The sequence below is a fragment of the Ruegeria sp. BC7 genome (assembly GCF_056539165.1).
On the sequence record NZ_JBQFUL010000001.1, the window covers coordinates 500,289 to 527,093 of the forward strand.

General features: G+C 59.0%; 24 protein-coding genes. 21 read left to right on the top strand and 3 right to left on the bottom strand.

Annotated elements, in window-relative coordinates; translation table 11 throughout:
• Positions 1-28: 28 nt before the first annotated feature.
• Complete coding sequence (locus tag ACR0KS_RS02325) at positions 29-1,801, bottom strand: sensor domain-containing diguanylate cyclase (protein WP_170562229.1); 1,773 nt, start codon at positions 1,799-1,801, stop codon at positions 29-31.
• Between the two features lie 180 nt (positions 1,802-1,981).
• Between ACR0KS_RS02325 and ACR0KS_RS02330 the strand changes: the two genes are divergently transcribed.
• Positions 1,982-4,375: a UvrD-helicase domain-containing protein gene (locus ACR0KS_RS02330; RefSeq protein ID WP_170562232.1), complete on the top strand. Its 2,394-nt coding sequence runs from the start codon at positions 1,982-1,984 to the stop codon at positions 4,373-4,375.
• Positions 4,376-4,893: 518 nt separating this feature from the next.
• Here the strand turns inward: ACR0KS_RS02330 and ACR0KS_RS02335 are convergent.
• Positions 4,894-5,118: a DUF1127 domain-containing protein gene (locus ACR0KS_RS02335; RefSeq protein ID WP_170384398.1), complete on the bottom strand. Its 225-nt coding sequence runs from the start codon at positions 5,116-5,118 to the stop codon at positions 4,894-4,896.
• Positions 5,119-6,029: 911 nt separating this feature from the next.
• Here ACR0KS_RS02335 and mraZ point away from each other — a divergent pair.
• The 9 genes from mraZ (at position 6,030) to ACR0KS_RS02380 (ending at position 15,712) form a co-directional block, all read left to right on the top strand.
• Positions 6,030-6,533: a division/cell wall cluster transcriptional repressor MraZ gene (mraZ, locus tag ACR0KS_RS02340; RefSeq protein ID WP_170562235.1), complete on the top strand. Its 504-nt coding sequence runs from the start codon at positions 6,030-6,032 to the stop codon at positions 6,531-6,533.
• A 4-nt stretch (positions 6,534-6,537) separates the two neighbouring features.
• Positions 6,538-7,530: a 16S rRNA (cytosine(1402)-N(4))-methyltransferase RsmH gene (gene rsmH, locus ACR0KS_RS02345; RefSeq protein WP_170562238.1), complete on the top strand. Its 993-nt coding sequence runs from the start codon at positions 6,538-6,540 to the stop codon at positions 7,528-7,530.
• Positions 7,527-7,895, top strand: coding sequence for a cell division protein FtsL (gene ftsL / locus ACR0KS_RS02350; RefSeq protein ID WP_170384392.1), 369 nt, complete (start codon positions 7,527-7,529; stop codon positions 7,893-7,895). The genes rsmH and ftsL overlap by 4 nt, the downstream gene beginning before the upstream one ends.
• Positions 7,892-9,679, top strand: a complete 1,788-nt coding sequence (locus ACR0KS_RS02355) for a peptidoglycan D,D-transpeptidase FtsI family protein (RefSeq protein WP_170411010.1) — start codon at positions 7,892-7,894, stop codon at positions 9,677-9,679. Before ftsL ends, ACR0KS_RS02355 begins: the two co-directional genes overlap by 4 nt.
• Before the next feature lie 22 nt (positions 9,680-9,701).
• Entirely contained in the window at positions 9,702-11,183 is a 1,482-nt protein-coding gene (locus tag ACR0KS_RS02360) for a UDP-N-acetylmuramoyl-L-alanyl-D-glutamate--2,6-diaminopimelate ligase (RefSeq protein ID WP_170562241.1), read from the top strand.
• Positions 11,180-12,574: a UDP-N-acetylmuramoyl-tripeptide--D-alanyl-D-alanine ligase gene (locus ACR0KS_RS02365; RefSeq protein WP_170562244.1), complete on the top strand. Its 1,395-nt coding sequence runs from the start codon at positions 11,180-11,182 to the stop codon at positions 12,572-12,574. The genes ACR0KS_RS02360 and ACR0KS_RS02365 overlap by 4 nt, the downstream gene beginning before the upstream one ends.
• Positions 12,575-12,598: 24 nt before the next feature.
• Entirely contained in the window at positions 12,599-13,681 is a 1,083-nt protein-coding gene (gene mraY, locus ACR0KS_RS02370; RefSeq protein WP_170548661.1) for a phospho-N-acetylmuramoyl-pentapeptide-transferase, read from the top strand.
• 150 nt (positions 13,682-13,831) lie between these two features.
• Positions 13,832-15,232, top strand: coding sequence for a UDP-N-acetylmuramoyl-L-alanine--D-glutamate ligase (gene murD / locus ACR0KS_RS02375; protein ID WP_170562247.1), 1,401 nt, complete (start codon positions 13,832-13,834; stop codon positions 15,230-15,232).
• A gap of 105 nt (positions 15,233-15,337) precedes the next feature.
• On the top strand, positions 15,338-15,712 hold the full coding sequence (locus tag ACR0KS_RS02380) for a glycine zipper family protein (RefSeq protein WP_480693099.1): 375 nt from the start codon (positions 15,338-15,340) through the stop codon (positions 15,710-15,712).
• On the opposite strand, the gene ACR0KS_RS02385 is transcribed toward ACR0KS_RS02380, so the two are convergent.
• Positions 15,709-16,887 (bottom strand): BaiN/RdsA family NAD(P)/FAD-dependent oxidoreductase, encoded by a 1,179-nt coding sequence (locus ACR0KS_RS02385; protein WP_170562253.1) that lies wholly within the window; start codon positions 16,885-16,887, stop codon positions 15,709-15,711. The two genes, ACR0KS_RS02380 and ACR0KS_RS02385, sit on opposite strands and share 4 nt — an antisense overlap.
• A 137-nt stretch (positions 16,888-17,024) precedes the next feature.
• On the opposite strand from ACR0KS_RS02385, the gene ACR0KS_RS02390 reads away from it, so the two are divergent.
• The 11 genes from ACR0KS_RS02390 (at position 17,025) to ACR0KS_RS02440 (ending at position 26,566) form a co-directional block, all read left to right on the top strand.
• Positions 17,025-17,423: a rhodanese-like domain-containing protein gene (locus ACR0KS_RS02390; RefSeq protein ID WP_170562256.1), complete on the top strand. Its 399-nt coding sequence runs from the start codon at positions 17,025-17,027 to the stop codon at positions 17,421-17,423.
• 173 nt (positions 17,424-17,596) lie between these two features.
• Positions 17,597-18,760, top strand: coding sequence for a putative lipid II flippase FtsW (gene ftsW / locus ACR0KS_RS02395; protein WP_170562259.1), 1,164 nt, complete (start codon positions 17,597-17,599; stop codon positions 18,758-18,760).
• Complete coding sequence (locus tag ACR0KS_RS02400; RefSeq protein ID WP_170562262.1) at positions 18,760-19,857, top strand: UDP-N-acetylglucosamine--N-acetylmuramyl-(pentapeptide) pyrophosphoryl-undecaprenol N-acetylglucosamine transferase; 1,098 nt, start codon at positions 18,760-18,762, stop codon at positions 19,855-19,857. Before ftsW ends, ACR0KS_RS02400 begins: the two co-directional genes overlap by 1 nt.
• A complete protein-coding gene (gene murC, locus ACR0KS_RS02405) occupies positions 19,854-21,263 on the top strand; it encodes a UDP-N-acetylmuramate--L-alanine ligase (protein WP_170483892.1) in 1,410 nt (469 codons plus the stop codon). Before ACR0KS_RS02400 ends, murC begins: the two co-directional genes overlap by 4 nt.
• Positions 21,264-21,337: 74 nt before the next feature.
• Positions 21,338-21,586: a DUF2484 family protein gene (locus ACR0KS_RS02410; protein ID WP_170562265.1), complete on the top strand. Its 249-nt coding sequence runs from the start codon at positions 21,338-21,340 to the stop codon at positions 21,584-21,586.
• Complete coding sequence (locus ACR0KS_RS02415; protein ID WP_170483890.1) at positions 21,583-21,837, top strand: DUF2484 family protein; 255 nt, start codon at positions 21,583-21,585, stop codon at positions 21,835-21,837. Before ACR0KS_RS02410 ends, ACR0KS_RS02415 begins: the two co-directional genes overlap by 4 nt.
• A gap of 45 nt (positions 21,838-21,882) precedes the next feature.
• The gene (gene murB, locus ACR0KS_RS02420) at positions 21,883-22,809 is read left to right on the top strand and encodes a UDP-N-acetylmuramate dehydrogenase (protein WP_170562268.1); all 927 of its coding nucleotides are present in this window, start codon (positions 21,883-21,885) and stop codon (positions 22,807-22,809) included.
• Between the two features lie 101 nt (positions 22,810-22,910).
• Complete coding sequence (locus ACR0KS_RS02425; RefSeq protein ID WP_170483886.1) at positions 22,911-23,834, top strand: D-alanine--D-alanine ligase; 924 nt, start codon at positions 22,911-22,913, stop codon at positions 23,832-23,834.
• On the top strand, positions 23,822-24,823 hold the full coding sequence (locus ACR0KS_RS02430; RefSeq protein WP_170562271.1) for a cell division protein FtsQ/DivIB: 1,002 nt from the start codon (positions 23,822-23,824) through the stop codon (positions 24,821-24,823). The genes ACR0KS_RS02425 and ACR0KS_RS02430 overlap by 13 nt, the downstream gene beginning before the upstream one ends.
• An 8-nt stretch (positions 24,824-24,831) precedes the next feature.
• Entirely contained in the window at positions 24,832-26,166 is a 1,335-nt protein-coding gene (gene ftsA, locus ACR0KS_RS02435) for a cell division protein FtsA (protein ID WP_170563357.1), read from the top strand.
• Entirely contained in the window at positions 26,153-26,566 is a 414-nt protein-coding gene (locus tag ACR0KS_RS02440; protein ID WP_480693100.1) for a hypothetical protein, read from the top strand. The genes ftsA and ACR0KS_RS02440 overlap by 14 nt, the downstream gene beginning before the upstream one ends.
• Positions 26,567-26,805 lie beyond the last annotated feature (239 nt).

Genomic DNA, 26,805 nt, shown 5'->3' on the forward strand with positions numbered 1-26,805 from the left:
GCAAGAAAATTAAGCTTTTGGCACGGTTTCAGCCACCCCCCATCTGTTTCTTCATGGAACGCAGCGGAGTTTCATTCGATGCAGTGTGGCCGCGCGCGACCTGAACCTGGTTACGCCCATTGTCCTTGGCGGTGTACAGTGCGTCATCTGCTGCGCGCATCAGGTCCTGCGTCATTGTTCCGTGCGCAGGATAGTGGTACACGCCGACAGAGATTGTGATGCGCGGCAGCGATTTCTCACCATACCGGACCGAGACAGCCTCGACAGCCTGACGAATTTGTTCAGCTCGGGTCATTGCGTCTTCGGGGGTGTTGTCAGGCAGGATCAGCATGAATTCCTCGCCGCCGATACGACAAGCAATCTCGTCCCGGTCGCAACCTTGTTCCAGCGCTGAACCGACTGCACGAAGAACCATGTCCCCGGCGTCGTGCCCGTGGGTGTCATTGAACTTTTTGAAGTGATCCACGTCGACAGCGATCAGGCTGAGTGGCGCACCCGTTTGTTGGCTGCGATTGATGGATTTGCGCAGAGTTTCCGTCATGTGCCGGCGGTTGAACAGCCCCGTCAGAGGATCGCGAACCGACTGGTCGTGCAACTGATCGCGCATGCGAACGTTGGCGATCGCCATGCTGATTTGCTCGGCGCAAAGCTGGGCGAGCTTCTTGCTGGCGTGAAAACTCTCTTGTTTCCCTTCGAGCGCACGTAAATGAAGTAGGCCGACTGTTTCCCCATGTGCCAGGATTGGAAAACAAAAATAGGGTCTGCCGTCATGGGGTTCGGCATGCTCACACACAAAGTCAATCTCTGACGCCCCAAATTCATAGGTCCGGCCCCGGCGCAGACCCCAGCACCCCTCGGGGTGGATGTGCGCCTTGTGACAGCCGCCGTTCCAACTGGCGCAGCCGTCAAGAACGTCGCGAGAATTCGAGTAGACGTAGACGCTGCCTTCCGCTTCCGGGAGGATATGGGTCATAAAGCGCGATACCATGTCAAAAAGCTCGTCCAGCGACCGGCTTGATTGCAGCCATTCGTTCAATTCGCCGAGCAAGCGAACCTCACGCGCAAGGCGGAGTTGTTCGTCCATTAACTGCCGTTCCTTCACAGCCCGTCCACGCAGGCTGCTTACTTGGCGGCGGTTCGCGCGGAAGACCACCAGCGTTACGATGGTCAGAGCCAGCAACGCCACGGCGCTTAGAATGAACAGCAAAAGTCGGACGCGCTGAGTGAACAGGTTTCGCACATCCGTGATGTCCGAATAGAACTCCATCGCCCCGAGAAAACGGCCGTCGCGAATAACGGGTGTGTAGATTTCGGCCACGTGACGCGTTTCGGGGCCGGATGTCTGAATCGCCGCGCCGTCAAAATCCTCGACTTCGGTCAGGGGCTTTTCTTCATGTTTATAGTACATGTTTCCCTGACGGATGACGCTTTGAAAAAAGGGTTTTGTGTTCGTTGCGCCCAGATCCGAGTGGCGCGAAGACCAGAAAACACGTCCGTCGGCATTAAACAGCTTGAACCTGTATATGTCTGACGTTGCCGGAAGAAGTTCCAGAAATTCCTGATCCTGGCCATTGACGAAACCTGTCTGAAACGTGGCTTCTACATCCCGAAGATGCGAAGTGACCTGCTTGCCCAGCCGGGTGGCGTCTTTCCGTAAATCGGATTCCAGCATCCTGTCGACGACAGGTGCCGGGACGGCATATATGCCCCAGCCCGATAGGACCGTCAGAACCCCCAATGTCAGGATGATGGCAGCAAATTTAAGGCGGGACGACCAGCCCGTTTCGCTTTTGTATTTCATGTTCGCGCTCCCACAGCTTGTCGCAGAGCATCTGGCGCAAGTTTTGATGGAAGGTTAATTTCTCTCTGATCGAAACGGACGAGTTGAGTTGAATTGTCGAAAACCAAACAGTAAAATTCTTTGCGAACAAGGCGTGAACAAACCCTTTCCCTCAGTGCTCATCCAGCGTAGTTTGGGTTCATGAGCAGTTTCGACGAAATGGACGCCTTTGAAGGCGCATCGCTGTCGGCGCGGGCAATGGCTACGCGCCCCACACCTTATCTTGACGAGTTGAATCCAGCCCAGCGTGAAGCGGTTGAACGTCTGGATGGGCCGGTTCTGATGCTGGCTGGTGCGGGAACTGGAAAAACCAAGGCGCTCACTGCGCGGATTGCGCATCTGCTGAGTACCGGGCGTGCCCGACCGAATGAGATCCTGTCTGTCACATTCACCAACAAAGCAGCGCGCGAGATGAAAGAAAGGGTCGGGCGGCTATTGGGTCAGCCTGCCGAGGGTATGCCTTGGTTGGGGACTTTCCACTCGATATGCGTTAAACTTCTTCGCCGCCACGCGGAACTGGTCGACCTGAAATCGAATTTCACCATTCTGGACACGGATGATCAGTTGCGGTTGCTCAAGCAGTTGATCCAAGCCTCCAATATCGACGACAAGCGCTGGCCTGCACGGATGCTGGCCGGGATCATCGACGACTGGAAGAACCGGGCGTTGACGCCTGGCAAGGTGCCCGCTGCGGACGCCGGGGCGTATAACAACAAGGGCATAGAGCTTTACGCGCAATACCAAACCCGCCTACGCGAACTGAATGCGGTCGATTTTGGTGATCTGCTGCTGCACGTGGTTACGATCTTCCAAACCCATCAGGATGTTCTAAAGCAGTATCAGCGCTGGTTCCGCTATATTCTGGTGGACGAATATCAGGATACAAACATCGCTCAGTACCTATGGCTGCGCCTGCTGGCGGGGGTGCATAAGAACATCTGTTGCGTGGGCGATGATGACCAGTCGATCTATGGCTGGCGCGGGGCCGAGGTGGGCAACATCCTTCGGTTCGAGAAAGACTTTCCCGGTGCCTATGTCGTTCGGCTTGAACAGAATTACCGCTCGACCCCGCATATTCTGGCCGCTGCGTCGAATGTCATTCGCGGGAATGAAAGTCGTCTGGGCAAAGAGCTTTGGACCGACGCGGAGGAAGGTGAAAAGGTTCGTCTGATAGGTCATTGGGATGGCGAAGAAGAGGCGCGTTGGATCGGTGAGGAAATCGACGCGATGCAGGGCGGAACGCGCGGCGTTCGACCGATGGGATTGGACGAGATCGCGATTCTGGTTCGCGCTTCACACCAGATGCGCGCGTTTGAGGATCGGTTTCTGACCATCGGCCTGCCTTACAAGGTGATCGGCGGCCCTCGGTTCTATGAGCGGATGGAGATCCGCGATGCCATGGCCTATTTCCGGTTGGTGGTCAGCCCCGGCGACGATCTGGCGTTCGAGCGGATCGTGAACACGCCCAAACGGGGTTTGGGCGACAAGGCGCAGCAAAAGATCCAGATGACCGCGCGCGAAAATGGTGTGTCTCTGGTCGACGGGGCGCGGATTGCGGTTGATAGCGGGCTGATCAAAGGCAAGGGCGGCAAGGCGCTGCGCGAGTTGATCGACGGGCTGGCGCGGTGGAATGCGATGACGCGCGGGCCGCGGATCGAGGTCGAGGACAATTCGGTTATCGACGACGGTGCGCCGCTGCGGTTTGGAGAGCCCGAAGTCTCTCATATCGAGCTGGCGCAGATCATTTTGGACGAATCCGGCTACACAGCCCACTGGCAGAACGAAAAGACACCCGAGGCTCCGGGTCGGTTGGAGAACTTGAAGGAACTGGTCAATCAACTGGACAATTTCGAGAATCTGCAAGGGTTCTTGGAACATGTCAGTTTGGTCATGGACAACGAACAGGATGGCGACGGGGCCAAGGTCTCGATCATGACGCTGCACGCGGCCAAAGGCTTGGAGTTTCCCGCCGTGTTCCTGCCGGGGTGGGAGGATGGCTTGTTCCCCTCACAGCGTTCAATGGATGAATCGGGTATCAAGGGGCTGGAGGAAGAGCGGCGCCTGGCCTATGTGGGGATTACCCGCGCGGAAGAAGTTTGCACGATTTCATTTGCCGCCAACCGGCGGGTGTTTGGGCAATGGCAGAACTCTATGCCCTCGCGTTTCATTGACGAATTGCCCGAGGATCACGTGGAGGTTCTGACGCCTCCGGGTCTTTATGGCGGGGGGCAGGCGACGGCCAGCATCGAAAACCGCGCGGCCGAAGCGAATGTCTATAATTCTCCGGGTTGGAAAAGGATGCAAGCGCGGCAGGGGCAATATGGGACGTCTCAGCCCCGCGAAAGCCGGAACACTGTGATTGATGCGACCGCAGTGGCCAGTTTCACAATGGGAGAGCGGGTGTTTCACCAGAAGTTTGGCTATGGCGCAGTGATTGGAATCGAAGGCGACAAGGTCGAAGTCGATTTTAACAAGGCGGGGGTGAAGAAAGTCGTCTCGCGTTTCCTGTCGGCCAAGGATGACGTGCCGTTCTGAGTTTTTTGCGAGGCTCTGCCACGCGCTCCGAAGTATTTTAAACAGAAGAAGCAGGGGGCGTTCGCGCCCTCCTTTTTGTTTCGAGCAAAGAAAAACGGCGGTTTCCAGGGAGGAGGAGAGGAAACCGCCGTTCATTGCAACATCAGGACAGGGAGGAGGAGAGTCCCGATGCATCCGAACCCGGGTTTAATCCCGGTATGTGTAAGTCGCGACGACACCAGGGAGGAGGAGAGGTGTCGTCGCGCTCTTTCAACATCAGGGCAGGGAGGAGGAGAGCCCTGATGTATTCTATCCGGGTTTGATCCCGGTATCTGTAAGACGCGGCGACGTCAGGGAGGAGGAGAGACGTCGCCGCGCGCTTTCAACACCGAGAAAGGGAGGAGGAGTACCCGGTGTATCAGTTTCCGGCAGTTGGGGCCGGTATAAGGTGCGGCGACATTAGGGAGGAGGAGAAATGTCGCCGCTGAAATACAGATCCTAAGGGAGGAGGAAGGACCTGATCTCGGTATATGTTGCGCTTAACGCGCGTAGTGTTCTTCGGCCGCTTGCATTGCCAGGCGGCGGATCATCGAACGGTGCAGACCCAGATCGGCCAGCTCGCGGTTCGATAGTTCCGACAGTTCGTTCACCGTCTGACGGTAGATGCGATAGCGACCGTACCGGGTTTTTGCGGCCTCAATCAGCGAAGCCAGGCCGGTTGCCGGAGCGCTTTCAAGCGCGGTCTGATGTGTTGCTACAGCCATGTGCGTAACCCGGTTTGTTGTGTCGTTGCCGGTGTCTGCCGGCGTTTGCTTGAGACTGAAAATAAGCCAATGCTGCGGTTGCACAATAGGTCACGTGATCATTGCTGCTATGCGGCAAGCGCATGGATATCAAAGAGTTGTAAACCTGAGTGGGAAAGTGCCTTTAAAATATGACTTTTCGTCAGCGGCGCCTTGGTGAGCGGTTTTCACGTAGATACTGCGGTGCATGATTTTGCCGCCTCTTTGGGCGAGGTGTCCTGAAATTTGGGCGATTTGAAATTTTATGGCCGCATTTCGCGGAGGTTGGCCTTGGTTTCAAAGGGTCACGGGAATTCATGGGTCCTTTCTGGGAATGGTCTTTCGTCTGGCGGTTTTATTGGGAATTGGGCGCAGGCGATTCGTCGATATCAGGTGAGGTATGCGGCCACTTGCTGTTAAAAATACGATTCTTGAAATTTTTTTGGGAAATCGTGGGATAGTTTGGGCGGGCATCCTTTGTCTATATAATGTGTCTAAATTATCTCATGGCACTATTTGTGGGCAAACTTTGGTGTTTTCAACTTCGTTTCTGTTGGATATGTTCATTGAATCGCAGTTGCGTGCTGAAAATTCCTGTTGATTTCCATGAATTCCCATGTCATCCCTTATTCATCCGATGAGGACGAGGCACATGGGGCACCAAACGACCCCGAACCAAAAAAATTCAGGTTTCATACAGGCATCTCGCTTTCATCATTCAAGAGATCCGGCGCGCGGGCGAGCAGACATCCCCCCAGGTGGCGCGCGCAGCTGGACATCCCGCAAGGCGGGTCAATGCGGCGGGTTGATCAGTGGCAGCAGATCAACCCGCCGTTTTTCATCCGGGGGGAACGTGAATTTTAGGTGGGGCGCAAGCGAAAGGGACAGTCGTCTTGGCGCGCAGGTTTAGAGGTGAAAGCCACCATAAGGTGGACACGAAGGGCAGGGTCTCGATCCCGGCCTCTTTCCGCCGTGTGCTTGAATCCTGTGACTCCAACTGGCAGCCCGGCGATAATCCAGAGCTTGTGATTGTCTATGGCGACCACCGTCGGAAATTTCTTGAATGTTATACGATGCGGGCGATCGACGAAGTTGATGACAAGATCGACGCATTACCGCGCGGTTCGATGCAGCGGAAGCTGCTGCAGCGCATGTTCCATGGCCAGTCCTTCCCAACAACGGTGGATGAGACCGGCCGTCTGGTGTTGCCGGCCAAGCTGCGCAACAAGATCGGACTCGAGAGCGAGGCATTCTTTATCGCGGCCGGGGACACGTTCCAGATTTGGAAGCCCGAGACATATGAATCGGAAGAATTGGCTTCGGCCGAAGAGTGGTTGGACGAACAGCCGGGGGACTTTGATCCTCTGGAGTTCCTAGACGGCACCGGGGATGCGTAACGGCATGGCCGGCGCTGAGACCCCCTCCGAGAAACCTCACATTCCTGTCCTTCTGCGTCCGTTGCTTGCGGCCGTGGCGCCCGTGTCTGGCGTCTGGCTGGACGGAACCTTTGGTGCCGGAGGGTATACACGCGGCTTGCTGGATGCCGGTGCCGAAAAGGTCATCGGCGTGGATCGGGATCCGCTGGCCTTTGAGATGGCCGCTGATTGGGCAGAGGAGTATGGTGACCGGCTGGTGATGCAGCAGGGCGTGTTCTCTCGGATGGACGAATACGCGCAAAATCTGGATGGGGTGGTGCTGGACCTCGGGGTCTCGTCCATGCAGCTGGATCAGGCCGAGCGTGGTTTTTCTTTCATGAAAGACGGTCCGCTGGATATGCGTATGAGCCAGCAAGGTGAAAGCGCCGCTGATCTGGTCAATTCGGCGACCGAGGCGCAACTGGCCGACATCCTTTTCCATTTTGGCGAGGAACGCGCCAGCCGCCGGATCGCCAAGGCCATCGTGAAGGCGCGGGCCGAGGCGCCGATTACCACGACGCTGCGTCTGGCTGAGATTATAGAATCCTGCCTTCCGCGTCCAAAGCCGGGTCAATCGCATCCGGCGACGCGCAGCTTTCAGGGTTTGCGGATCGCGGTGAATGCCGAATATGAAGAACTGTTCCAAGGGCTCATGGCGGCTGAGCGGGCGTTGAAACCGGGCGGGCAGCTTGCGGTCGTGACGTTTCACTCGATCGAGGACCGTATGGTCAAACGGTTCCTGCAGTCCCGTGCTGGCAAGACCGGGCGTGCAAATCGGTATGCGCCGGAAGTGGAACAGGACCAGCCGCAGTTTACGCTCAAGACCCGCAAGGCTGTTGGGCCGGATGAGCAGGAATTGCAGGAAAACCCGCGCGCGCGCTCGGCCAAGCTGCGCGTTGCAGTGCGGACCGAGGCACCGGCGGGGGAAATTGAAGCCCGCGCCATTGGGATGCCGCAACTTGGGGGAAGGGCAAAATGAAAAGTGTATTGTATGTGTTGACTGCCTTGGCCGTGTTCGGATTGGCGCTTTGGGCGTATCAAGAGAACTACCGCACCCAGCAGGTCGTCAAAGAAACTCAGAAGTTGCAGCGCGAGATTGGCGTGGCTCAGGTGCGGCTTGCGGTCCTGAACGCTGAGTGGGCGTATCTCAATCGCCCGGATCGCCTGCGCGAGCTGGCCGATCTGAATTTTGAGCGTCTGGGCTTGCTTCCCCTGCGCGCCGAACAGTTCGGTCGTGCTGACCAGATTGCCTATGCAGAAGACCCCGACCTGCCAATCGTGGATCCGTTTGAGCTGCAGGCGCTGACCAACATTCAGGCTCTGGGCGAGGTGCAGATCCCATGACGCGCACGCCACTTCGCCCTCTGGCCCACATTCTCGACGCACGCGCGCGCGGGGAAAACCCCAAGGCCATCGAGCGCGAAAATATTCGCCAGCGCCATGAAGACATGAAGGATCACGCCCGTGCCCGTGCGGAAGGGCGGCTTTTGGTGCTCGGCCTGTTCTTTTTCTGTGCCTTCGCGGTGGTGGGTATCCGAATGGGGATGCTGGCAACCTCCGAGGCGCAAGAGCCGTTGGCCAGTGCGCCGGGGGCTGCGATTGCGATGCAACGGGCCAATATCGTCGACCGCGAGGGGCGTATTCTGGCAACCAATCTGGATACTTATTCGGTCTATGCCCAGCCGCCCCTGATGATCGACCCGGTGGCTGCCGCCGATCAGTTGGTCGCGATCTTTCCCGATCTGGAAAAAGAACGACTGGTCAAGGACTTCACCGGCGACCGCAAGTTCCTGTGGATCAAAAAGCGCATCTCTCCCGAGCAGAAGCAGGCCGTCCACGACATCGGTGATCCCGGCATCCTGTTCGGCCCACGCGAGATGCGGCTGTATCCTAATGGCAAACTGGCCGCGCATATTCTTGGCGGATCGGGCTTTGGGCGCGAAGGCGTCAGCGCTGCCGAGGTGATTGGCGTTGCCGGGGTTGAGAAACAGTTCGATGACTATCTGCGCAATCCGGCGAACGGCAACAAACCGCTGCAACTGTCGCTGGACCTGACCATTCAGGCTGCGGTCGAACAGGTCCTGTATGGCGGCATGAATATTATGAACGCCAAGGGTGCCTCGGCCGTTCTGATGAACGCGCATACGGGCGAAGTGATCTCTGCGGCGTCGTTGCCGTCATTCGACCCCAACGACCGACCGCGCCCGCCGACTTCGGGTTTTGATCCCTCTGATAGCCCCTTGTTCAACCGCTATGTGCAGGGTGTTTACGAGCTGGGATCGGTTTTCAAGATCTTCACGGCTGCGCAGGCGGTGCAACTGGGGCTGGTGAACTCTGAGACGATCATCGACACCTCTGGGCCGATGAAAATCGGGCGTTTCCCGATTGGTGAGTTCAACGGCAAGAACTACGGCAAAATCAGCGTTGCGGACGTGATCGTCCACAGCTCGAACCGGGGCACTGGGCGGTTGGCTTTGCAAATCGGGGCACAGCGGCAGCAGAATTTTCTGCGCGCACTCGGCATGTTTGAACCCACACCCTTTGAGATTGTCGAAGCCGCAGGCGGTGAGCCTCTCAAGCCCAAGAAATGGGGCGAGTTGAGCACCGTAACCATCTCTTACGGCCACGGGTTGTCGACCAGTCCCATGCATCTGGCCGCCGGTTATGCGGCGATCGCCAATGGTGGGCACTATGTCAGCCCGACGATCTTGCGAAAGAACGGCCCTCAGTATGGTCCCCGCGTACTGTCACATGGCGCCGCGCTTCAGGCGCAGAAGATGCTGCGCAAGGTGGTTACGGACGGGACAGCCAGCTTCGGTGACGTGGCGGGGTATGATGTTGCGGGTAAGACCGGCACAGCCGACAAGCCGAAACCACGTGGCGGCTACTATGACGACAAGGTCATCGCGACATTTGCGACGATCTTTCCGGCTTATGACCCCAAATATGTTTTGATCGTCACGCTGGACGAACCCTCCATCGTTGCCTACGGCGAAAAGCGCCGCACGGCAGGCTGGACAGCGGTGCCCGTGGCCGCCGAATTGATCGGTCGCATTGCGCCTCTGCTGGGGTTGCGTCCCCGGCTTGAGCCTGAGGCGCGCGCTGCTATAACGCTGACCTCAAATTAGACTGTCCAGCAAGAGGTGGGCGATGGGCACAAGGACAAAGAAACTCAGCCAACTGGCCCTGACCGCCCGAGGTGGCGCAAACCCGGAAATTACGGGGCTGGCTGTCGATAGCCGAGAGGTCAAGGACGGCTACTTGTTCGCTGCCCTTCCCGGAACGCGGGTTCACGGGGGCGAGTTTATCCAGTTCGCCCTGCGGATGGGCGCGGCGGCCATCCTGACGGACGCCGAGGGTGCTGCGATTGCGGCGGATGACCTGTCGGGCTCGGATGCGGCGCTGGTCGTCGTCGAAGACCCTCGTCAGGCGTTGGCGGGATGTGCTGCGCTTTGGTTCGGCGCGCAGCCGCAGACCATCGTTGCTGTGACCGGGACAAACGGTAAGACATCGGTCGCGACCTTTGTGCGGCAGATCTGGATGGAGTTGGGCCACGCCGCAGTCAATCTTGGCACAACCGGGGTTGAGGGGGCATGGACTGCGCCACTGGCCCATACAACGCCAGAGCCTATTACCCTACATCGGTGTCTGGCAGAAGCGGCCGAAAACGGCGTGACCCATGCCGCGATGGAGGCGTCCTCGCACGGTTTGGAGCAACGGCGCTTGGACGGGGTGAATCTGACTGCGGCTGGGTATTCAAATTTCACGCAGGACCATCTGGACTACCACGAAACATTCGAGGCCTATTTTGCGGCCAAGGCGGGTCTGTTTGATCGCGTGCTTCCACAGGATGGAACGGTCGTTATCAACATGAGCGACCCCAAAGGCACGCATATCCGCAAGATCGCCGAAGACCGTGGGCAGGATGTGCTGACCGTAGGGTTGGGGGATGCAGACCTGTGTCTGATGAACCAGCGGTTTGACTCCACGGGTCAAGACCTGCGCTTTTCATGGAAAGGCAAGGTCTTTCAAACGCGCCTGAACCTGATCGGAGGGTTTCAGGCCGAGAACGTCCTTTTGGCCTGCGGGCTTGTGATCGCAGGCGGAGAAGACCCCGAGCGTGTCTTTGAAACCTTACCGCACCTGACAACCGTGCGTGGACGCATGCAACTGGCCGCAACACGAGAGAACGGGGCGGCGGTTTTCGTGGACTACGCCCACACGCCGGATGCGGTTGCGACCGCGCTCAAGGCGATGCGTCCGCATGTCATGGGCAGGCTGATTGCAATCGTCGGTGCAGGTGGCGATCGGGATGCGGGGAAGCGCCCTCTGATGGGCAAGGCTGCTGCGAACAACGCCGATGTGGTTTTCGTCACGGATGATAACCCGCGCAGTGAAGACCCTGCAGTGATCCGCGAGGCGGTGATGCAAGGGGCACCGGGTGCAACCGAAGTCGGTGACAGGGCCGAGGCCATTCTGCGCGGTGTCGATGCCTTGCAACCCGGCGACGCGCTGCTGATTGCAGGCAAGGGGCATGAGACGGGCCAGATCGTCGGTGATCAGGTTTTGCCATTTGATGATGTAGAACAGGCCAGCATAAGCGTGGCTGCCCTTGACGGGAGAGTCGCATGACCCTGTGGACCGCATCCGAGGCTGCCGAAGCAACCGGCGGGCGTGCGACAACCGATTGGACGGCAGACGGCGTGTCGATTGATACGCGAACCCTGCAGCCCGGCGACCTTTTTGTAGCGTTGAAAGCGGCGCGGGACGGGCATGAGTTCGTCGCGCAGGCGTTGGAAAAAGGAGCAGGTGCCGCGCTGGTGTCCCGTGTTCCTGATGGTGTACCTGAAGGCGCGCCCTTGCTGATCGTGGACGACGTTCAAGCAGGGTTGGAGGCGTTGGGGCAGGCCGCGCGTGCGCGCACGGATGCGCGGGTGATGGGTGTCACGGGCAGCGTCGGGAAGACCTCGACCAAAGAAATGCTGGCTACCATTTTGGAAACGCAGGGAAAAACTCATGCCAGCGTAGCCAGCTATAACAATCACTGGGGTGTTCCCCTGACATTGGCCCGTATGCCCCGCGACACCGAATATGCCGTGATCGAGATTGGCATGAACCACCCCGGAGAGATCGCGCCTCTGGCGCGGCAGGCCCGCCCGCACGTGGCCTTGGTGACCACTGTAGCGGCTGTCCACCTTGAGGCGTTCGAGTCCGTTGCTGGGATTGCCCATGAAAAGGCCGCGATTTTTGAAGGTCTGACCAAAGGTGGCGCGGCTATCGTCAACGCGGATGTAGAGCACGCAGAGATTCTGCGTGAGTGTGCCCAGGAAAACGGGGCCGGGGTTGTAGAGTTCGGGCGATCCGCTGCGGACTATGTCCTGAAGGACGTCACGCAATCGCCCGATTCGATCCATGCCGCGGCGATGGTCGGCGATGTCCAATTCGCGTTTGACGTACAATCTGCCGGAACGCATTTCGCGATGAATGCGCTGGGGGCATTGGCCGCTTGTGTCGAGCTGGGCGTTGAACTGGACGATGCGATTGCTGGATTGGCCCGGTGGTCGCCGGTCAAGGGGCGCGGGGTGCGAGAGCAGATTGCGCTGTCTGCTGGTGGTCAGGTCGAATTGTTGGACGACAGCTATAACGCCAATCCAACCTCGATGGAGGCCGCGCTGGATGTGCTGGCCGCATCACAGGGTAACCGCAAGATCGCATTCTTGGGCGATATGAAAGAGTTGGGTGCTCAGGAAGCCGAAATGCACGCCAATATGGTCCGCGTGGATGCCATGCAGCGGGTTGATCGTGTTCATTGTATCGGCCCACTGATGAAGGCGCTTCACGACGCTTTACCGGACGAAAAACGCGGTCTGTGGTTTGAAACCAGCGCTGAAATGGCGGCGCACTTGCCAGAGCTGATCCGGGCTGGTGATGCGGTGCTGGCCAAAGGCTCATTGAGCATGGCTTTGGCGCAGATTGTTGACGGTCTGCGGAAAATGGGGCAAGGGAGCGCGCTTGACCCATGATCGCCGCACGAGAAAGGTTTTAATATGCTCTATTGGTTGACCGGCCTGTCGGACGGGGGGGATTTCTTCAACCTCTTTCGGTACATCACGTTCCGTGCAGGCGGCGCTTTCATGACTGCGTTGATCTTTGGATTCCTGTTTGGAAAACCGCTGATCAACGTATTGCGCAGAAAGCAGGGCAAGGGTCAGCCGATCCGGGATGACGGTCCCGAAGGGCACTTCTCAAAGGCGGGAACGCCAACCATGGGCGGTCTGCTGATCGTGGGGGCGCTGGTGACGTCGACTCTGGTCTGGGCGCGGTGGGACAACCCCTATGTCTGGATGGTGCTGTTTGTCACTTTGGCTTACGCAGCGATCGGTTTCGCAGATGACTACGCCAAGGTGTCCAAGCAGAACACCAAGGGTGTTTCGGGCAAGATGAGGCTTGCTCTGGGGGTCATTATTGCCGTTCTTGCCTCGCTGTGGGCGACTTTGCACCATCCTGAGGCTTTGCAGAACCAGTTGGCCGTTCCAGTTTTCAAGGACACGCTGGTCAATCTGGGAATGTTCTACATTCCGTTCTCGATTGTCGTGATCGTGGGCGCGGCGAATGCCGTGAACCTGACGGATGGGCTGGACGGGCTTGCGATCATGCCTGCCATGATCGCGGCATCGACCCTGGGGATCATCGCTTATGCGGTGGGCCGGGTCGACTTTACCGAATATCTGGACGTGCATTATGTGCCGGGAACGGGTGAAATCTTCATCTTTACCTCGGCGCTGTTCGGCGCGGGGCTTGGGTTTCTTTGGTACAACGCGCCACCCGCCGCTGTATTTATGGGCGATACCGGCTCATTGGCTTTAGGGGGCGCGCTGGGTGCAATCGCAGTTGCCACCAAGCACGAGTTGGTGCTGGCCGTTGTCGGTGGTCTGTTCGTTGTCGAAGCGCTGAGCGTGATCATTCAGGTCTTGTACTTCAAACGCACAGGGCGCCGCGTTTTCCTGATGGCACCGATCCACCATCACTATGAGAAAAAGGGGTGGGCGGAACCGACGATCGTGATCCGGTTCTGGATCATTTCCCTGATCCTCGCGATGATTGGGCTGGCGACACTGAAAGTCCGGTAGTGCTCCCGCCAGGTTCGGCGGACCTTCGGTCCACCTGCCACCTGTTGGGCCCGGCTCGCGCTGGCGCGCGAGCCTGTCTACGCCCTTGCCAATGAAGGGGTCTTCTGCGCAGGGTGACGCCTAAACCAAAGTCAAAAAAGGGTGGGCAGCATGATCCCGGTCAAAGGGTTTTCAGGCCATAAAGTTGCGGTTCTGGGGCTTGGCCGGTCAGGGCTGGCCGCCGCACGCGCATTAAGGGCTGGCGGCGCAGAGCCGGTCTGTTGGGACGACAACCCAGCGGCCCGCGAGAAGGCGGAGGGCGAAGGGTTTGCCTGTGCCGATCTTCTGCGTCATGGTGCGTTTGACGACATCGCCTCGCTGATCGTTTCGCCGGGTATTCCGCATCTTTATCCTGACCCGAACCCAGTGGTGGCCGCCGCATTGGACGCGGGCGTGCCTGTAGACAATGACATTGGGTTGTTCTTCCGGTCTTTCGCGGGGGCGGAATGGAACAACTACGATATGCCTCCGCGCGTGATTGCGGTGACGGGATCGAACGGTAAATCGACCACGGCCGCTTTGATCCACCATATCCTGACCGAAGTGGGGCGAGAGGCTCAGCTGGCCGGGAATATCGGGCGGGGCGTTCTGGATATTGAGCCGGGCGGGGATGGCTCTGTCGTGGTGCTGGAACTGAGCAGCTATCAGACGGAACTTGCCCGAGCCTTGACGCCGGATATCGCGGTTTTCACCAATCTTTCGCCGGATCATCTGGATCGCCACGGTGGAATGGGAGGGTATTTCGCGGCTAAGCGGAGGCTGTTTGCCGAAGGCGGACCGGATCGCGCCGTGATCGGCATTGATGAGAAAGAGGGGGCGTTTCTGGCCGGTCAACTTGCCGAAGGGCCCTCGGACGACCGGGTGATCCGCGTATCGGTTGCGCGCAAACTGACTGGACCCGGATGGCAGGTCTTTGCGCGCAAAGGGTTTCTGTCCGAATACCGCAAGGGTCGGCAGGCCGGGTCGATTGACATGCGCGGGATCAAGGGGCTGCCCGGTTCGCATAACCACCAGAACGCTTGCGCCGCCTACGCAGCCTGTCGCGCGCTGGGGTTGGCCCCCCGCGTGATCGAGGACGCCCTGCACAGCTATCCCGGCCTGCCACACCGCAGCCAGATCATCGCCGAAGCAGATGGCGTCACCTACGTGAACGACTCCAAGGCCACCAACGTAGACAGTGCGCTGAAGGCGCTGAACGCGTTCGGCAAAATTCGCTGGATTTGCGGCGGACTGGAGAAAGAGGGTGGATTGTCGGCACTAAATGCTGCTTCAGCGCGGGTAATCAAAGCCTATGTGATCGGGCGCGAGGCTGCCGGATTTGCCATGCAGCTTGATGCGGAAACGCTGGTCTGCACCACGATGGCCGAGGCCGTGGCGCAGGCCATGTCAGACGCCCAGCCGGGTGAAACCGTATTGTTGGCACCAGCGGCGGCCAGTTTTGACCAATACGACAGTTTCGAGCGACGCGGAGAAGACTTCGAGGCGCAGGTTCGGCAGAGACTGTCGGAATAGTCATTTGCAATAGACCGCCGGTTGAGCCAAGTTAAGTTGCTATCAGCTTGACGCGCCAAGATTATTGGTTTTGCCTGCCGTCAAATTCAACGTGAGGTTATGATTATGCCATACCGTAAATTCTCTTTGATCCTGCCCGCCATCTTGGTGGTAGGAGCCTGCACCAATGTCGGTGCCAACTACCAGCCGATCGTCGATGGACCGGTTGGGCCAAACTACAACGCGGATTTGGCCCAATGTCAGGCGCTTGCGCGGTCGCAGCCGACGGTTGATGGCCGGACGGCTGGCGCTGCGGCGATTGGCGCTGCGGGTGCTGCCGGTACCAAGGCGATCATTGACGACAGCGCCAGCGATCTGGGGCGTGCCGCCGTTGCGGGTGCGCTTGTAGGTGCGGGTGCAAGTGCGATCAACAACACCCAAAATCAGGAAGTGATTGTGCGCAACTGTATGCGCGGACGTGGGTATAACGTCGTAGGTTAACGGCCCGCGATTGCAGTTCCGGCGGCGTGGCCCGATGACCAGGCCCACTGGAAGTTGTAACCGCCCAGCCAACCTGTGACATCCACTGCTTCGCCTATTGCATAGAGGCCGGGGACATCCCTGGCCTCCATCGTTTTGGACGACAGGTTGTCGGTGTCGATCCCGCCAAGCGTGACCTCGGCGGTGCGGTAGCCCTCGGTTCCGGATGGGGTCAGTTGCCAGTTAGACAGGGCTTTGACCAACTCCGACAGAGCGGCATCGGATTGGTCGGCCAAGTTGCCTTGCATGGGGAAAATGCCGCTGAGGTATTCCACCAGTCGGCCGGGCAGGTGCCGGGCCAGTTCGGTGGTCAAAGCCTTGCGCCCTCCGGCCTGCCGCTGATCGCGCAGCACGTCAAACAGCGCGAGATCAGGAATAAGATTGACGCTGATGTCTTCGCCCTCGCGCCAGTACGAGGACAGTTGCAGGACGGATGGCCCGCTGAGGCCGCGATGGGTGAACAGCAGCGCTTCGTCGAAACTGGTACGCGCGTTTGACAGGCGCGCTGGCAGGGATACGCCCGAGAGTTCCTTGAATTTTGCGTCCGAGAACGTAAACGGTACCAGCGCCGCCCGTGTATCAGTAATGCCCAACCCGAATTGTCGCGCGATGTCATAGGCCAGCCCTGTCGCGCCCATCTTGGGGATCGACTTGCCGCCGGTCGCAAGCACCAGATTGCTGCAGGTCAGGGTGACGCGCTGTCCTTCGCGATCAACGTCGAGCGCAAACCCGGTTTCGGTTTTGCGAAGGTCCCGCAACTCGGTCCGGACCCACAATTCGGCCCCTGCATTCGCCATTTCATCCAGCAGCATCTGAATGATCTGTTTTGAGGAGCCGTCGCAGAACAACTGCCCCAGCGTTTTCTCATGCCACGCGATACCGTGCCGCCCGACCAGATCGACGAAATCCCACTGGGTGTAACGCGCCAGTGCGGATTTACAGAAATGCGGGTTCTGCGACAGGAAATTGCCGGGCCCGGCATACATGTTCGTAAAGTTGCAGCGCCCGCCGCCCGAGATGCGGATTTTCTCACCCGCGGCCTTCGCGTGGTCGATCACCAACACGCGCCCACCGCAATGGGCGGCGCACATCATACCGGCTGCGCCGGCGCCAAGGATGATCGTGTCAAAGTTCATGTGCTGCGCATGGCGCGGATTACAGAGGATGGCAAGAGGGCTTGGCACTCGCCACGTTTGTTGTCACGCTTTCTTTGATGCTATGAGCTGCGAGGTATTCTTTGCGCCGACGCACGAATTTTTAGGGAAGGGCCAACATGTCTCAGACAATAACAAAGGGAATCAAGGCGCTGCTGGACGAAGCGAATGCGGTTGTTTCGTCGGTTTCGATTGAGCAGGCCCAGGCCATGATGGACAGCGACGACTACGTTCTGATCGACCTGCGCGACATTCGTGAACTAAAGCGGTCTGGCAAAATACCGGGGGCATTCTCGTGCCCCAGAGGGATGCTCGAGTTCTGGATTGATCCCGAAAGCCCGTATCACAAGGACGTCTTTAATCAGGACAAGACCTACGTATTCTATTGCGCCAGCGCGTGGCGGTCGGCCCTCAGCGCCAAAACCGCGATGGAGATGGGGCTAAAACCAGTCGTTCATATCGAAGGCGGGTTTACCGCTTGGGCCAAGTCCGGCGCTCCGATTGAAGACGTTGAGTAGTCAGATTTCGGCCCGCGTTGTTCTGCAAACTCCTGTCCCGGCGGGACTTTGCTGACGACGCGCTGTTTTTGCTCAAACCCCTCATTTTACTGGCCCAAACGTAAAAATCGGGATAGACTCTCAATCAGATCCCGAAAACGGGACGTGAACGAGGCAGAGAGTGGCGGTATCTCATGACTGAGATGGTGTATGGCGCGGTCCAGGACCAGCGCGGCGAACCGATTCTACCAAAGTGGTGGCGCACGATTGACCGCTGGACAATGTCCTGCGTTCTGATCCTGTTTGTCATCGGCTTGTTGTTGGGGCTGGCGTCCTCGCCGCCGTTGGCCGGTCGTAATGGGTTCGACCCTTTTCACTACGTTGAACGGCAGGCTTTGTTCGGTGGCTTGGCGCTGATTGCGATGCTGCTGACCTCGATGATGTCGCCGACATTGGTGCGGCGACTGGCGGTGCTGGGCTTTCTGGGCGCGTTTGTGGCGCTGGCATTCCTGCCTGTCTTTGGGACCGATTTCGGCAAGGGCGCGGTGCGCTGGTACTCGCTGGGCTTTGCCTCGCTGCAACCGTCCGAGTTTCTGAAGCCCGGCTTTATCGTCGTGGCCGCGTGGCTTTTGGCTGCGTCGCAAGAGATCAACGGCCCTCCGGGGCGGTTGTGGTCTTTTGCGTTGTGCATGGCGATCGTGGCGATGTTGGTGCTGCAACCCGACTTCGGTCAGGCTTGCCTGATCCTGTTCGGCTGGGGCGTGATGTATTTTGTCGCCGGTGCACCAATGCTGCTGCTGGTCGGCATGGCGGGTGCAGTCGTTCTGGGCGGGATGTTTGCCTATTCCAACTCGGAACACTTTGCGCGCCGCATTGATGGGTTTCTGAACCAAGAGGTCGATCCGACCACCCAGCTTGGGTATGCCACCAACGCCATTCGCGAGGGCGGGTTGTTCGGCGTTGGCGTGGGGGAGGGTCAGGTGAAGTGGTCCTTGCCAGATGCGCATACAGATTTCATCATCGCTGTGGCGGCTGAGGAATACGGGTTGATCCTCGTGTTGATCATCATCGCGCTTTACTCCCTGATCGTCGTGCGCTCGCTCCTGCGGCTGATGCGTGAACGCGATATGTTCATCCGTCTGGCCGGAACCGGTCTGGCCTGCATGTTTGGCGTTCAGGCAATGATCAACATGGGTGTGGCCGTGCGCCTGCTGCCTGCCAAGGGCATGACGCTGCCGTTTGTCAGCTATGGCGGTTCCTCGCTGATCGCGGGTGGTATTGCAGTCGGCATGTTGCTGGCCTTTACCCGCAGCCGGCCACAGGGTGAACTTGGCGACATTCTGCGCGGACGAGGTTGATGACAGCACCTTATCTTCTGATTGCGGCTGGCGGCACCGGGGGTCACATGTTCCCGGCGCAGGCGCTGGCCGAGGCGATGCTGCACAAAGGCTGGCGCGTCTGTCTGTCTACTGATGCCCGCGGTGCGCGTTATACAGGCGGCTTTCCCCATTCGACCGAGATAGTCGAGGCATCCTCGGCCACTTTCGCGCGGGGCGGTTTGGCTGCCAAAGCGATGGTGGGGCCAAAGATCGCGGGCGGCGTGACCAGTATGGCGATGCAGATGATGCGCGACCGGCCTGACGTGGTTGTCGGCTTCGGCGGATACCCCTCAATCCCTGCGTTGGGGGCGGCGACATTGCTGAATATCCCGCGCATGATCCACGAACAGAACGGTGTGTTGGGCCGCGTAAACCAGTTGTTCGCCAAGCGCGTGGCGCAGGTGGCCTGCGGTGTCTGGCCCACGGACCTGCCAGAGGGCGCGCAGGGCGTCCACACCGGCAATCCGGTCCGCGCTGCCGTGTTAGAGCGCGCGGCGTCAGGGTACATCCCCCCCGGCGATTACCCGATGTCGGTGCTTGTTATGGGCGGTTCACAGGGGGCACGTATCCTCAGCGACGTTGTGCCCGGTGCGATAGCGGCGTTGCCGGAAGAGTTGCGTGCCCATATCCGGGTGTCTCATCAGGCCCGGGATGAGGACGGCGAACGCGTCACCGCGTTTTACGCCGACAACGGAATTCGTGCCGAAGTCCTGCCATTCTTTGAAGACGTCCCGCGACGCATGTCCGACGCGCAAATTGTCATCAGCCGCTCGGGCGCCTCCAGCGTCGCGGATATCTCGGTGATCGGGCGGCCCTCGATCCTGATCCCATTCGCCGCCGCTGCCGGAGATCATCAAACGGCCAATGCGCGTGGGCTGGTACAGGCAGGTGGTGCGATCATGATCCCAGAAAACCTGCTTGACGTTCCCGCGCTGACCGAGCAAATCACCGCAGTTCTGACTAACCCCGAAGCCGCACAAAAGATGGCCCACGCCGCCCTCTCGACCGGCGCACCGGATGCGACCGAGCGCCTGGTACACCTCGTCGAACAGTCGGCGCAGAAGGAGACCACATGAATCCAGCAACCAAACTGCCGCAAGACGTAGGGTCGATCCACTTTGTCGGGATCGGCGGGATCGGGATGTCCGGGATCGCAGAGGTTCTGCTGAACCTTGGATACAGGGTGCAGGGCTCGGACTTGAAAGCGTCCAAGATCACCGACCGTCTGGCCAGTTTGGGGGCCGAGATTTTCGTAGGCCAGCGCGCCGAAAACCTTGAAAACGCAGCCGTTGTGGTTGTGTCTACTGCGATCAAGGCAGGGAATCCCGAATTGGACGGAGCCCGTGCGCAAGGTCTGCCAGTGGTGCGCCGCGCGGATATGCTGGCGGAACTGATGCGCCTGAAGTCGAATATCGCCATCGCCGGAACGCACGGCAAAACCACCACCACCACCATGATGGCCGAGCTGATGGTGGCGGGTGATTTCGACCCCACCGTCATCAATGGCGGCATCATCCATGCCTATGGCTCGAACGCGCGGATGGGGCAGGGCGAATGGATGGTGGTCGAGGCCGACGAATCGGATGGCTCGTTCAACCGTCTACCCGCGACCATTGCGATCGTCACCAATATCGACCCCGAGCATATGGAACATTGGGGCGACTTCGATAAGCTCCGCGACGGGTTCTATGAGTTCGTCTCGAACCTCCCCTTCTACGGCCTCGCGGTCTGTTGCACTGACCATGCCGAGGTGCAGACGCTGGTCGGCCGTATCACCGACCGCCGCGTGCGCACTTATGGGTTCAACGCGCAGGCTGATGTGCGGGCGGTAAACCTGACCTATAAGGGCGGCGTCGCGCACTTCGATGTCCACCTGCAATATGAAGACACGGTGATCGAAGGCTGTACGCTGCCGATGCCGGGCGACCACAATGTCTCGAATGCGCTGAGCGCCGTGGCCGTCGCTCGTCATCTGGGTATGAAAACTGCAGAAATCCGCGAGGCTTTGGCCAATTTCGGAGGCGTCAATCGTCGTTTCACCAAGGTGGGAGAGGTCGACGGTGTCACCATTATCGACGATTACGGCCACCACCCGGTTGAAATCGCAGCCGTGCTGAAAGCTGCACGTCAGGCTTCCGAGGGCCGCGTGATTGCCGTGCATCAGCCGCACCGGTATTCGCGCCTGTCGAACCTGTTTGACGATTTCTGCACTTGTTTCAACGACGCCGACGTGGTCGCCATTGCCGACATCTTTGCCGCCGGAGAAGACCCGATCGAGGGGGCTTCGCGCGATGATCTGGTGCAAGGTCTGATCCGCCACGGCCACCGCCATGCACGCGCGTTGCTGGACGAGAACGACCTTGAACGACTGGTCCGCGAACAAGCCCGCCCCGGGGACATGGTTGTTTGCCTTGGAGCCGGTACGATTAGCACGTGGGCGAATGGTCTGCCCGAGCGTTTGCTGCGCAAGCAAGCTGGATAAGGCAATGGACTCTGCCCGCGCACAACCTTAAAGAGCGTGGTCGGAATCGCCAGAAAGCATCCTTGGAGGGGCGAATGGTTTATTCAGTGCTATTTGCAGGATTGTGGGTTGTAGCCTCGACCGCCGTGGCCATGCTGCCTTTGCGCCTGCAATTTCCACCCGGCGTTGTTTTGTTCGTCAGTGCGCCTGCGTTGATTGTCTGGCTGGGCTACGACTTTGGTTGGTTCTTCGCAGTGCTGGCCTTCGCAGCTTTTGCGTCAATGTTCAGAAATCCCATCCGTCACTACTGGCGACGCTGGAAAGGGCAGGAGGTTGACGAATGAACCTGTCTCTTGCCCTCGCTTTCGGGTGGGGGATCGCCGCGAATGTTCTGGCGATGATCCCCAGCAAAGATAATCACTGGACCAGGGCTTATGTCCTTATCTTGGTTGGTATCCCAATCCTTGGCTATGTCACTTTGCAAAACGGTCCCTGGATTGGATTGATCGTTCTGGCGGCGGGGATGTCCGTGTTGCGCTGGCCGGTGATCTATCTGGGGCGGTGGGTGCGCAAAGTACTTGGCGCAACGCCCTGACCAATACGGCTTGCGTTGCAGGTTCAAATCCGCGAATTAGCAGGCATGACATCTCTACCCACGCCACGCGGCAAACTCTCTGAAAACCGACCTTTGAACGATCTCACCTGGCTGCGCGTCGGCGGTCCGGCGGACTATCTGTTTCAGCCAGCCGATTTGGATGACCTGAGGGGTTTCTTGCGAGAGCTACCCGAGGACATGGCGGTTTTTCCGATGGGTGTCGGCTCGAACCTCATTGTACGTGACGGAGGGCTGAGGGCGGTTGTGATCCGTCTGGGGCGCGGTTTCAACGGGATTTCCGTCGAAGGTAACCGCGTAACGGCGGGTGCTGCGGCGCTGGATGCGCATGTGGCGCGCAAGGCAGCGGACGCTGGTGTGGATCTGACGTTCCTGCGCACCATTCCCGGATCCATCGGAGGTGCCGTGCGCATGAACGCCGGGTGCTATGGCAGCTATACCGCGGATGTTTTGCGTAAGGCGACCATCGTGACGCGTCAGGGTGACGTTGTGGAGCTAACCCCTGACGAGCTGAATTTCAGCTATCGCCAGTCCGATCTGCCCGAAGGTGCGGTGCTGATCTCGGCGACGTTTGAGGGTCCTTCTGCTGACCCGCAGGTCTTGCATGATCGCATGGCCGCGCAACTGAAGAAACGCGACGAAACCCAGCCCACCAAGGATCGCAGCGCTGGGTCCACTTTTCGTAACCCGGCCGGATTTTCCTCGACCGGTCGCGCCGATGACGTGCATGATCTGAAGGCGTGGAAGGTGATCGATGACGCGGGAATGCGCGGCGCGACCAAGGGTGGCGCACAGATGAGCCCCAAGCATTCAAATTTCATGATCAACACTGGCACCGCCACCGCCGCCGACCTGGAAGGTCTGGGCGAAGAAGTGCGAAAAAAGGTTTACGAAACAAGCGGCATCACGCTAGAGTGGGAAATCATGCGGGTCGGTGATCCGCTGACAGATTAAGACCCCAACCGTCAGACCAAAACAGGCAAATTCAGGCGACGGATCAAGGGTATAAACGTATACGGACCACCAGATAAGGTCCGGGGACATTGAGGCGCTAAGTGGGTAAGTCGAGCAGGACACACCCCAAAGTGGCGGTATTGATGGGCGGCCCCTCGGCGGAACGCGAGGTGTCACTCAGCAGCGGGCGTGAATGCGCAGCCGCCCTCAGGGGAGAAGGCTTTGAAGTGGTCGAGCTGGACGCAGGTCCCGACCTTTCCGCGCGCCTTTTGGATATCAATCCTGACGTTGTTTTCAACGCCCTGCACGGACGCTGGGGCGAGGATGGGTGTGTGCAGGGTCTGCTGGAATGGATGCGGATTCCATATACACACTCAGGTGTTCTGGCCTCAGCTTTGGCGATGGACAAACAGCGCAGCAAAGAGGTCTATCAAGCCGAAGGTCTGCCCGTCGTACCCAGCGTGATCGTGCCCAAGGTCGAGGTTGTAGAAGTTCACGTGATGGAGCCGCCCTATGTGGCCAAACCCAATAACGAAGGGTCCAGCGTCGGTATTTACATCGTCCACGAAGGCTCCAACGGACCGCCGCAACTGTCGGATGACATGCCCGAGCATGTCATGGTCGAAAAATACGTGGCCGGGCGCGAACTGACCGTGACCGTGATGGGCGACCGTGCCCTTACTGTGACTGAGATCATGACGGATGGTGGTTGGTACGACTACGATGCCAAGTACAAGCCGGGCGGATCTTGGCACGTACTGCCTGCTGACATTCCACAGGACATCTTTCAGCTGTGTATGGAATACGCGGTGAAAGCCCACAATGCTTTGGGCTGCCGGGGCGTAAGCCGTACCGACTATCGCTGGGATGACAGCATGGGCGCGGACGGGTTGTTCCTGTTAGAGACAAACACGCAACCGGGCATGACACCGACGTCTCTGGTGCCCGAACAGGCCGCGCATTGCGGCATGACGTTTGGACAGCTTTGCGCCTGGATTGTGGAGGACGCCTCATGCGACCGCTAAGAGCCACCCGCGCACCTGTCATTCACCGATCAAAACCATTGTCCGGGCCGGACGCTGAGTTCGCGTCGGGTGATCACCACGATGTTGAGCCGAAGCTGCGTTTGCAGGGGGCAAGGCTGTTTGGCCGCAAGTCCCGGCGCTTTGACCCCGCGCCCTCGCGCCTTAGCTACCGGATGCAACGCTGGATGCTGACGCCGGGCGTGCGGCGTGGCTTGAAGGTTGGGCTGCCGATTTTTGCGATCTGCGCGGCCATCGGCCTCTATTTCGGGTCACAGGATCGGCGCGACGCCTTGGTGGCTTATGCAAACGATATCAAAACGTCCATCCAGCAACGCCCCGAATTCATGGTCAATCTGATGGCGATCGACGGGGCAGGACCCGGCCTGGCGGAAGACATCCGCGCGGTTGTGCCGCTGGATTTCCCGATCAGCTCCTGGGATCTGGAGGCAGATCAGATCCGTGATACGATTACGGCGCTGGACCCCGTCAAATCGGCCACGGTGCGCGTGAGGCCGGGTGGCATCCTGCAGGTGGACGTGGTCGAGCGTCAGCCTGTAGTCGTCTGGCGTACCCGCCGCGGGACCGAATTGCTGGATGACACGGGCGCGCATGTGGAGCGTATTGCCTCGCGCAAGGATTACTCGAGCCTGCCGCTGATTGCTGGCAAGGGCGCTGATGCGCATGTCCCAGAGGCATTGGAGCTGCTGGCGACCGCACGCAGCCTTGGCAACAGGGCGCGCGGATTGGTGCGCATAGGCGAACGCCGGTGGGATCTGGTGTTGGACCGTGGTCAGCGCATCATGCTGCCAACCGAACGCCCCGTGCGCGCGCTGGAGCGTGTGCTGGCCGTAAACGAAGTTCAGGACCTGTTGGAGCGCGACGTGGCCGTGGTTGACATGCGCCTCGGCCAGCGACCGACAATCAGGATGACCAAAGCCGCCAGCGAAGACTGGTGGAATACAAAAGTAGATGTGAGAAGCGGGCAGTAACGATCATGATGACCGACCTTTATCAGTCTCAACGGGCCATGCGGCAAATGCGCAGACAGGCGATGCAGCGCGGTGTGGTCGCTATTTTGGATGTCGGCAGCTCAAAGATTGCCTGCCTTGTGCTTCGGTTTGATGGTGCTGGCCGCCTGAACGAAGACAGCGGGATCGGATCGCTGGCTGGTCAGTCCGGGTTCCGTGTGATCGGTGCGGCAACGACCCGGTCCCGTGGCGTGCAGTTCGGTGAAGTCACGGCCATGCAAGAGACTGAGCGCGCCATTCGGACGGCCTTGCAGACAGCGCAGAAGATGGCTGATATCCGAGTGGATCACGTAATCGCATGTTTCTCGGGGGCCAATCCCCGATCATACGGATTGGACGCTCAGGTCGATCTGGAAGGGCAGGTCGTGACCGAGGCTGAGGTTGGCCGCGTTTTGAATGCCTGCGACGTGCCGGATTATGGCGCCGGAAGGGAAGTGCTGCACGCGCAGCCGGTGAACTTTGCGTTGGACAACCGCTCTGGCCTGATCGACCCACGTGGTCAGATGGGGCAATCGCTGGCAGTTGACATGCACATGCTTACGGTTGACACCGTGGCGATCCAGAACATCGTGCGCTGTATCAAGCGCTGCGATCTGGAACTCGCCGGAATAGCGAACTCGGCATATGTGTCAGGGATCTCTGCGTTGGTTGAGGATGAGCAAGAGCTGGGCGCGGCCTGTATCGACATGGGTGGTGGCACGACCAGCGTGTCGATCTTCATGAAAAAACACATGATCTACGCCGATTGCGTGCGTATGGGCGGTGATCACGTGACCTCGGACATTTCCATGGGGTTGGGCGTTCCCGCGAGTGTGGCCGAGCGGATCAAGACCTTTAACGGCGGCGTTCATGCGACCGGAGCGGATGATCGCGACCTGATCGACATAGGCGGCGATACCGGCGATTGGGAACATGATCGCCGGACCGTAAGCCGCGCCGAACTGATTGGCATCATGCGCCCCCGGGTAGAGGAAATTCTCGAAGAAGTCCGCGTTCGATTGGATGCTGCCGGGTTTGAGCATATGCCCAGCCAGCAGATCGTTCTGACCGGCGGAGGAAGTCAGATCATGGGTCTGGATGGGCTAGCGACCCGTATTCTGGGACAGCGCGTTCGTCTGGGTCGCCCACTGCGCGTCCACGGGTTGCCGCAATCTGCAACGGGGCCGGGCTTTTCGTCTGCTGTTGGCCTCAGCCTGTTCGCCGCGCATCCGCAGGACGAATGGTGGGACTTTGAAATTCCCGTCGACACCTATGCCGCACGGCCTTTCAAACGCGCGGTGCGCTGGTTCCGTGACAATTGGTAAGGCACTGGTTGCGGCGTTTTTTGCCGCGACTCCACTTACCTTGCATGCGCAGACCCGGATCACTCCCGAAGCGTTTTTGGATGCGGTTCAGGGCAAGACCGTCAAGTTTCACTTATATCCCGACGGCGATCTGGTCGGCACTGAGGAGTTTCTCAGTCCGACTCTCTCGGTCTGGCGAATGGAGGGCAGGGGCTGTGTTTACGGTCAGATCACAACCCCGGACGGGCAAATCTGTTTTCTGTACGATGATGACCCTGACGGTGTACCCGTTTGCTGGTGGCCCTTTCTGCACGAAGGCCGCCTGCTGGTTCGCCTGACGACCTTTGCCTATACCGAAATACAGGAAGTGCGCAGCATAACCGAAGACGGACTGAACTGCCCAACTCCCCAAACTAGCTAAAGAAATGTGTTGCGGACCGTGCTGTAATATCCCAAAATGTCCATAAGGCACGTCAGATGCCTCGCGGCAGGATCAGAGCAGTTTCCCGCACCTGAAAACCGATGGAAGTTCAAGTGACGCGCCCGTCAGCCTTGGTGCGTGGGTCGCGTGTTTTGTGGTGCTTTGAGTTCATTCCGCAACATCTGGCAATCAATGCGAAATACGGCGATGATCCGCCTTATTTCCTCCATATTTTGTGG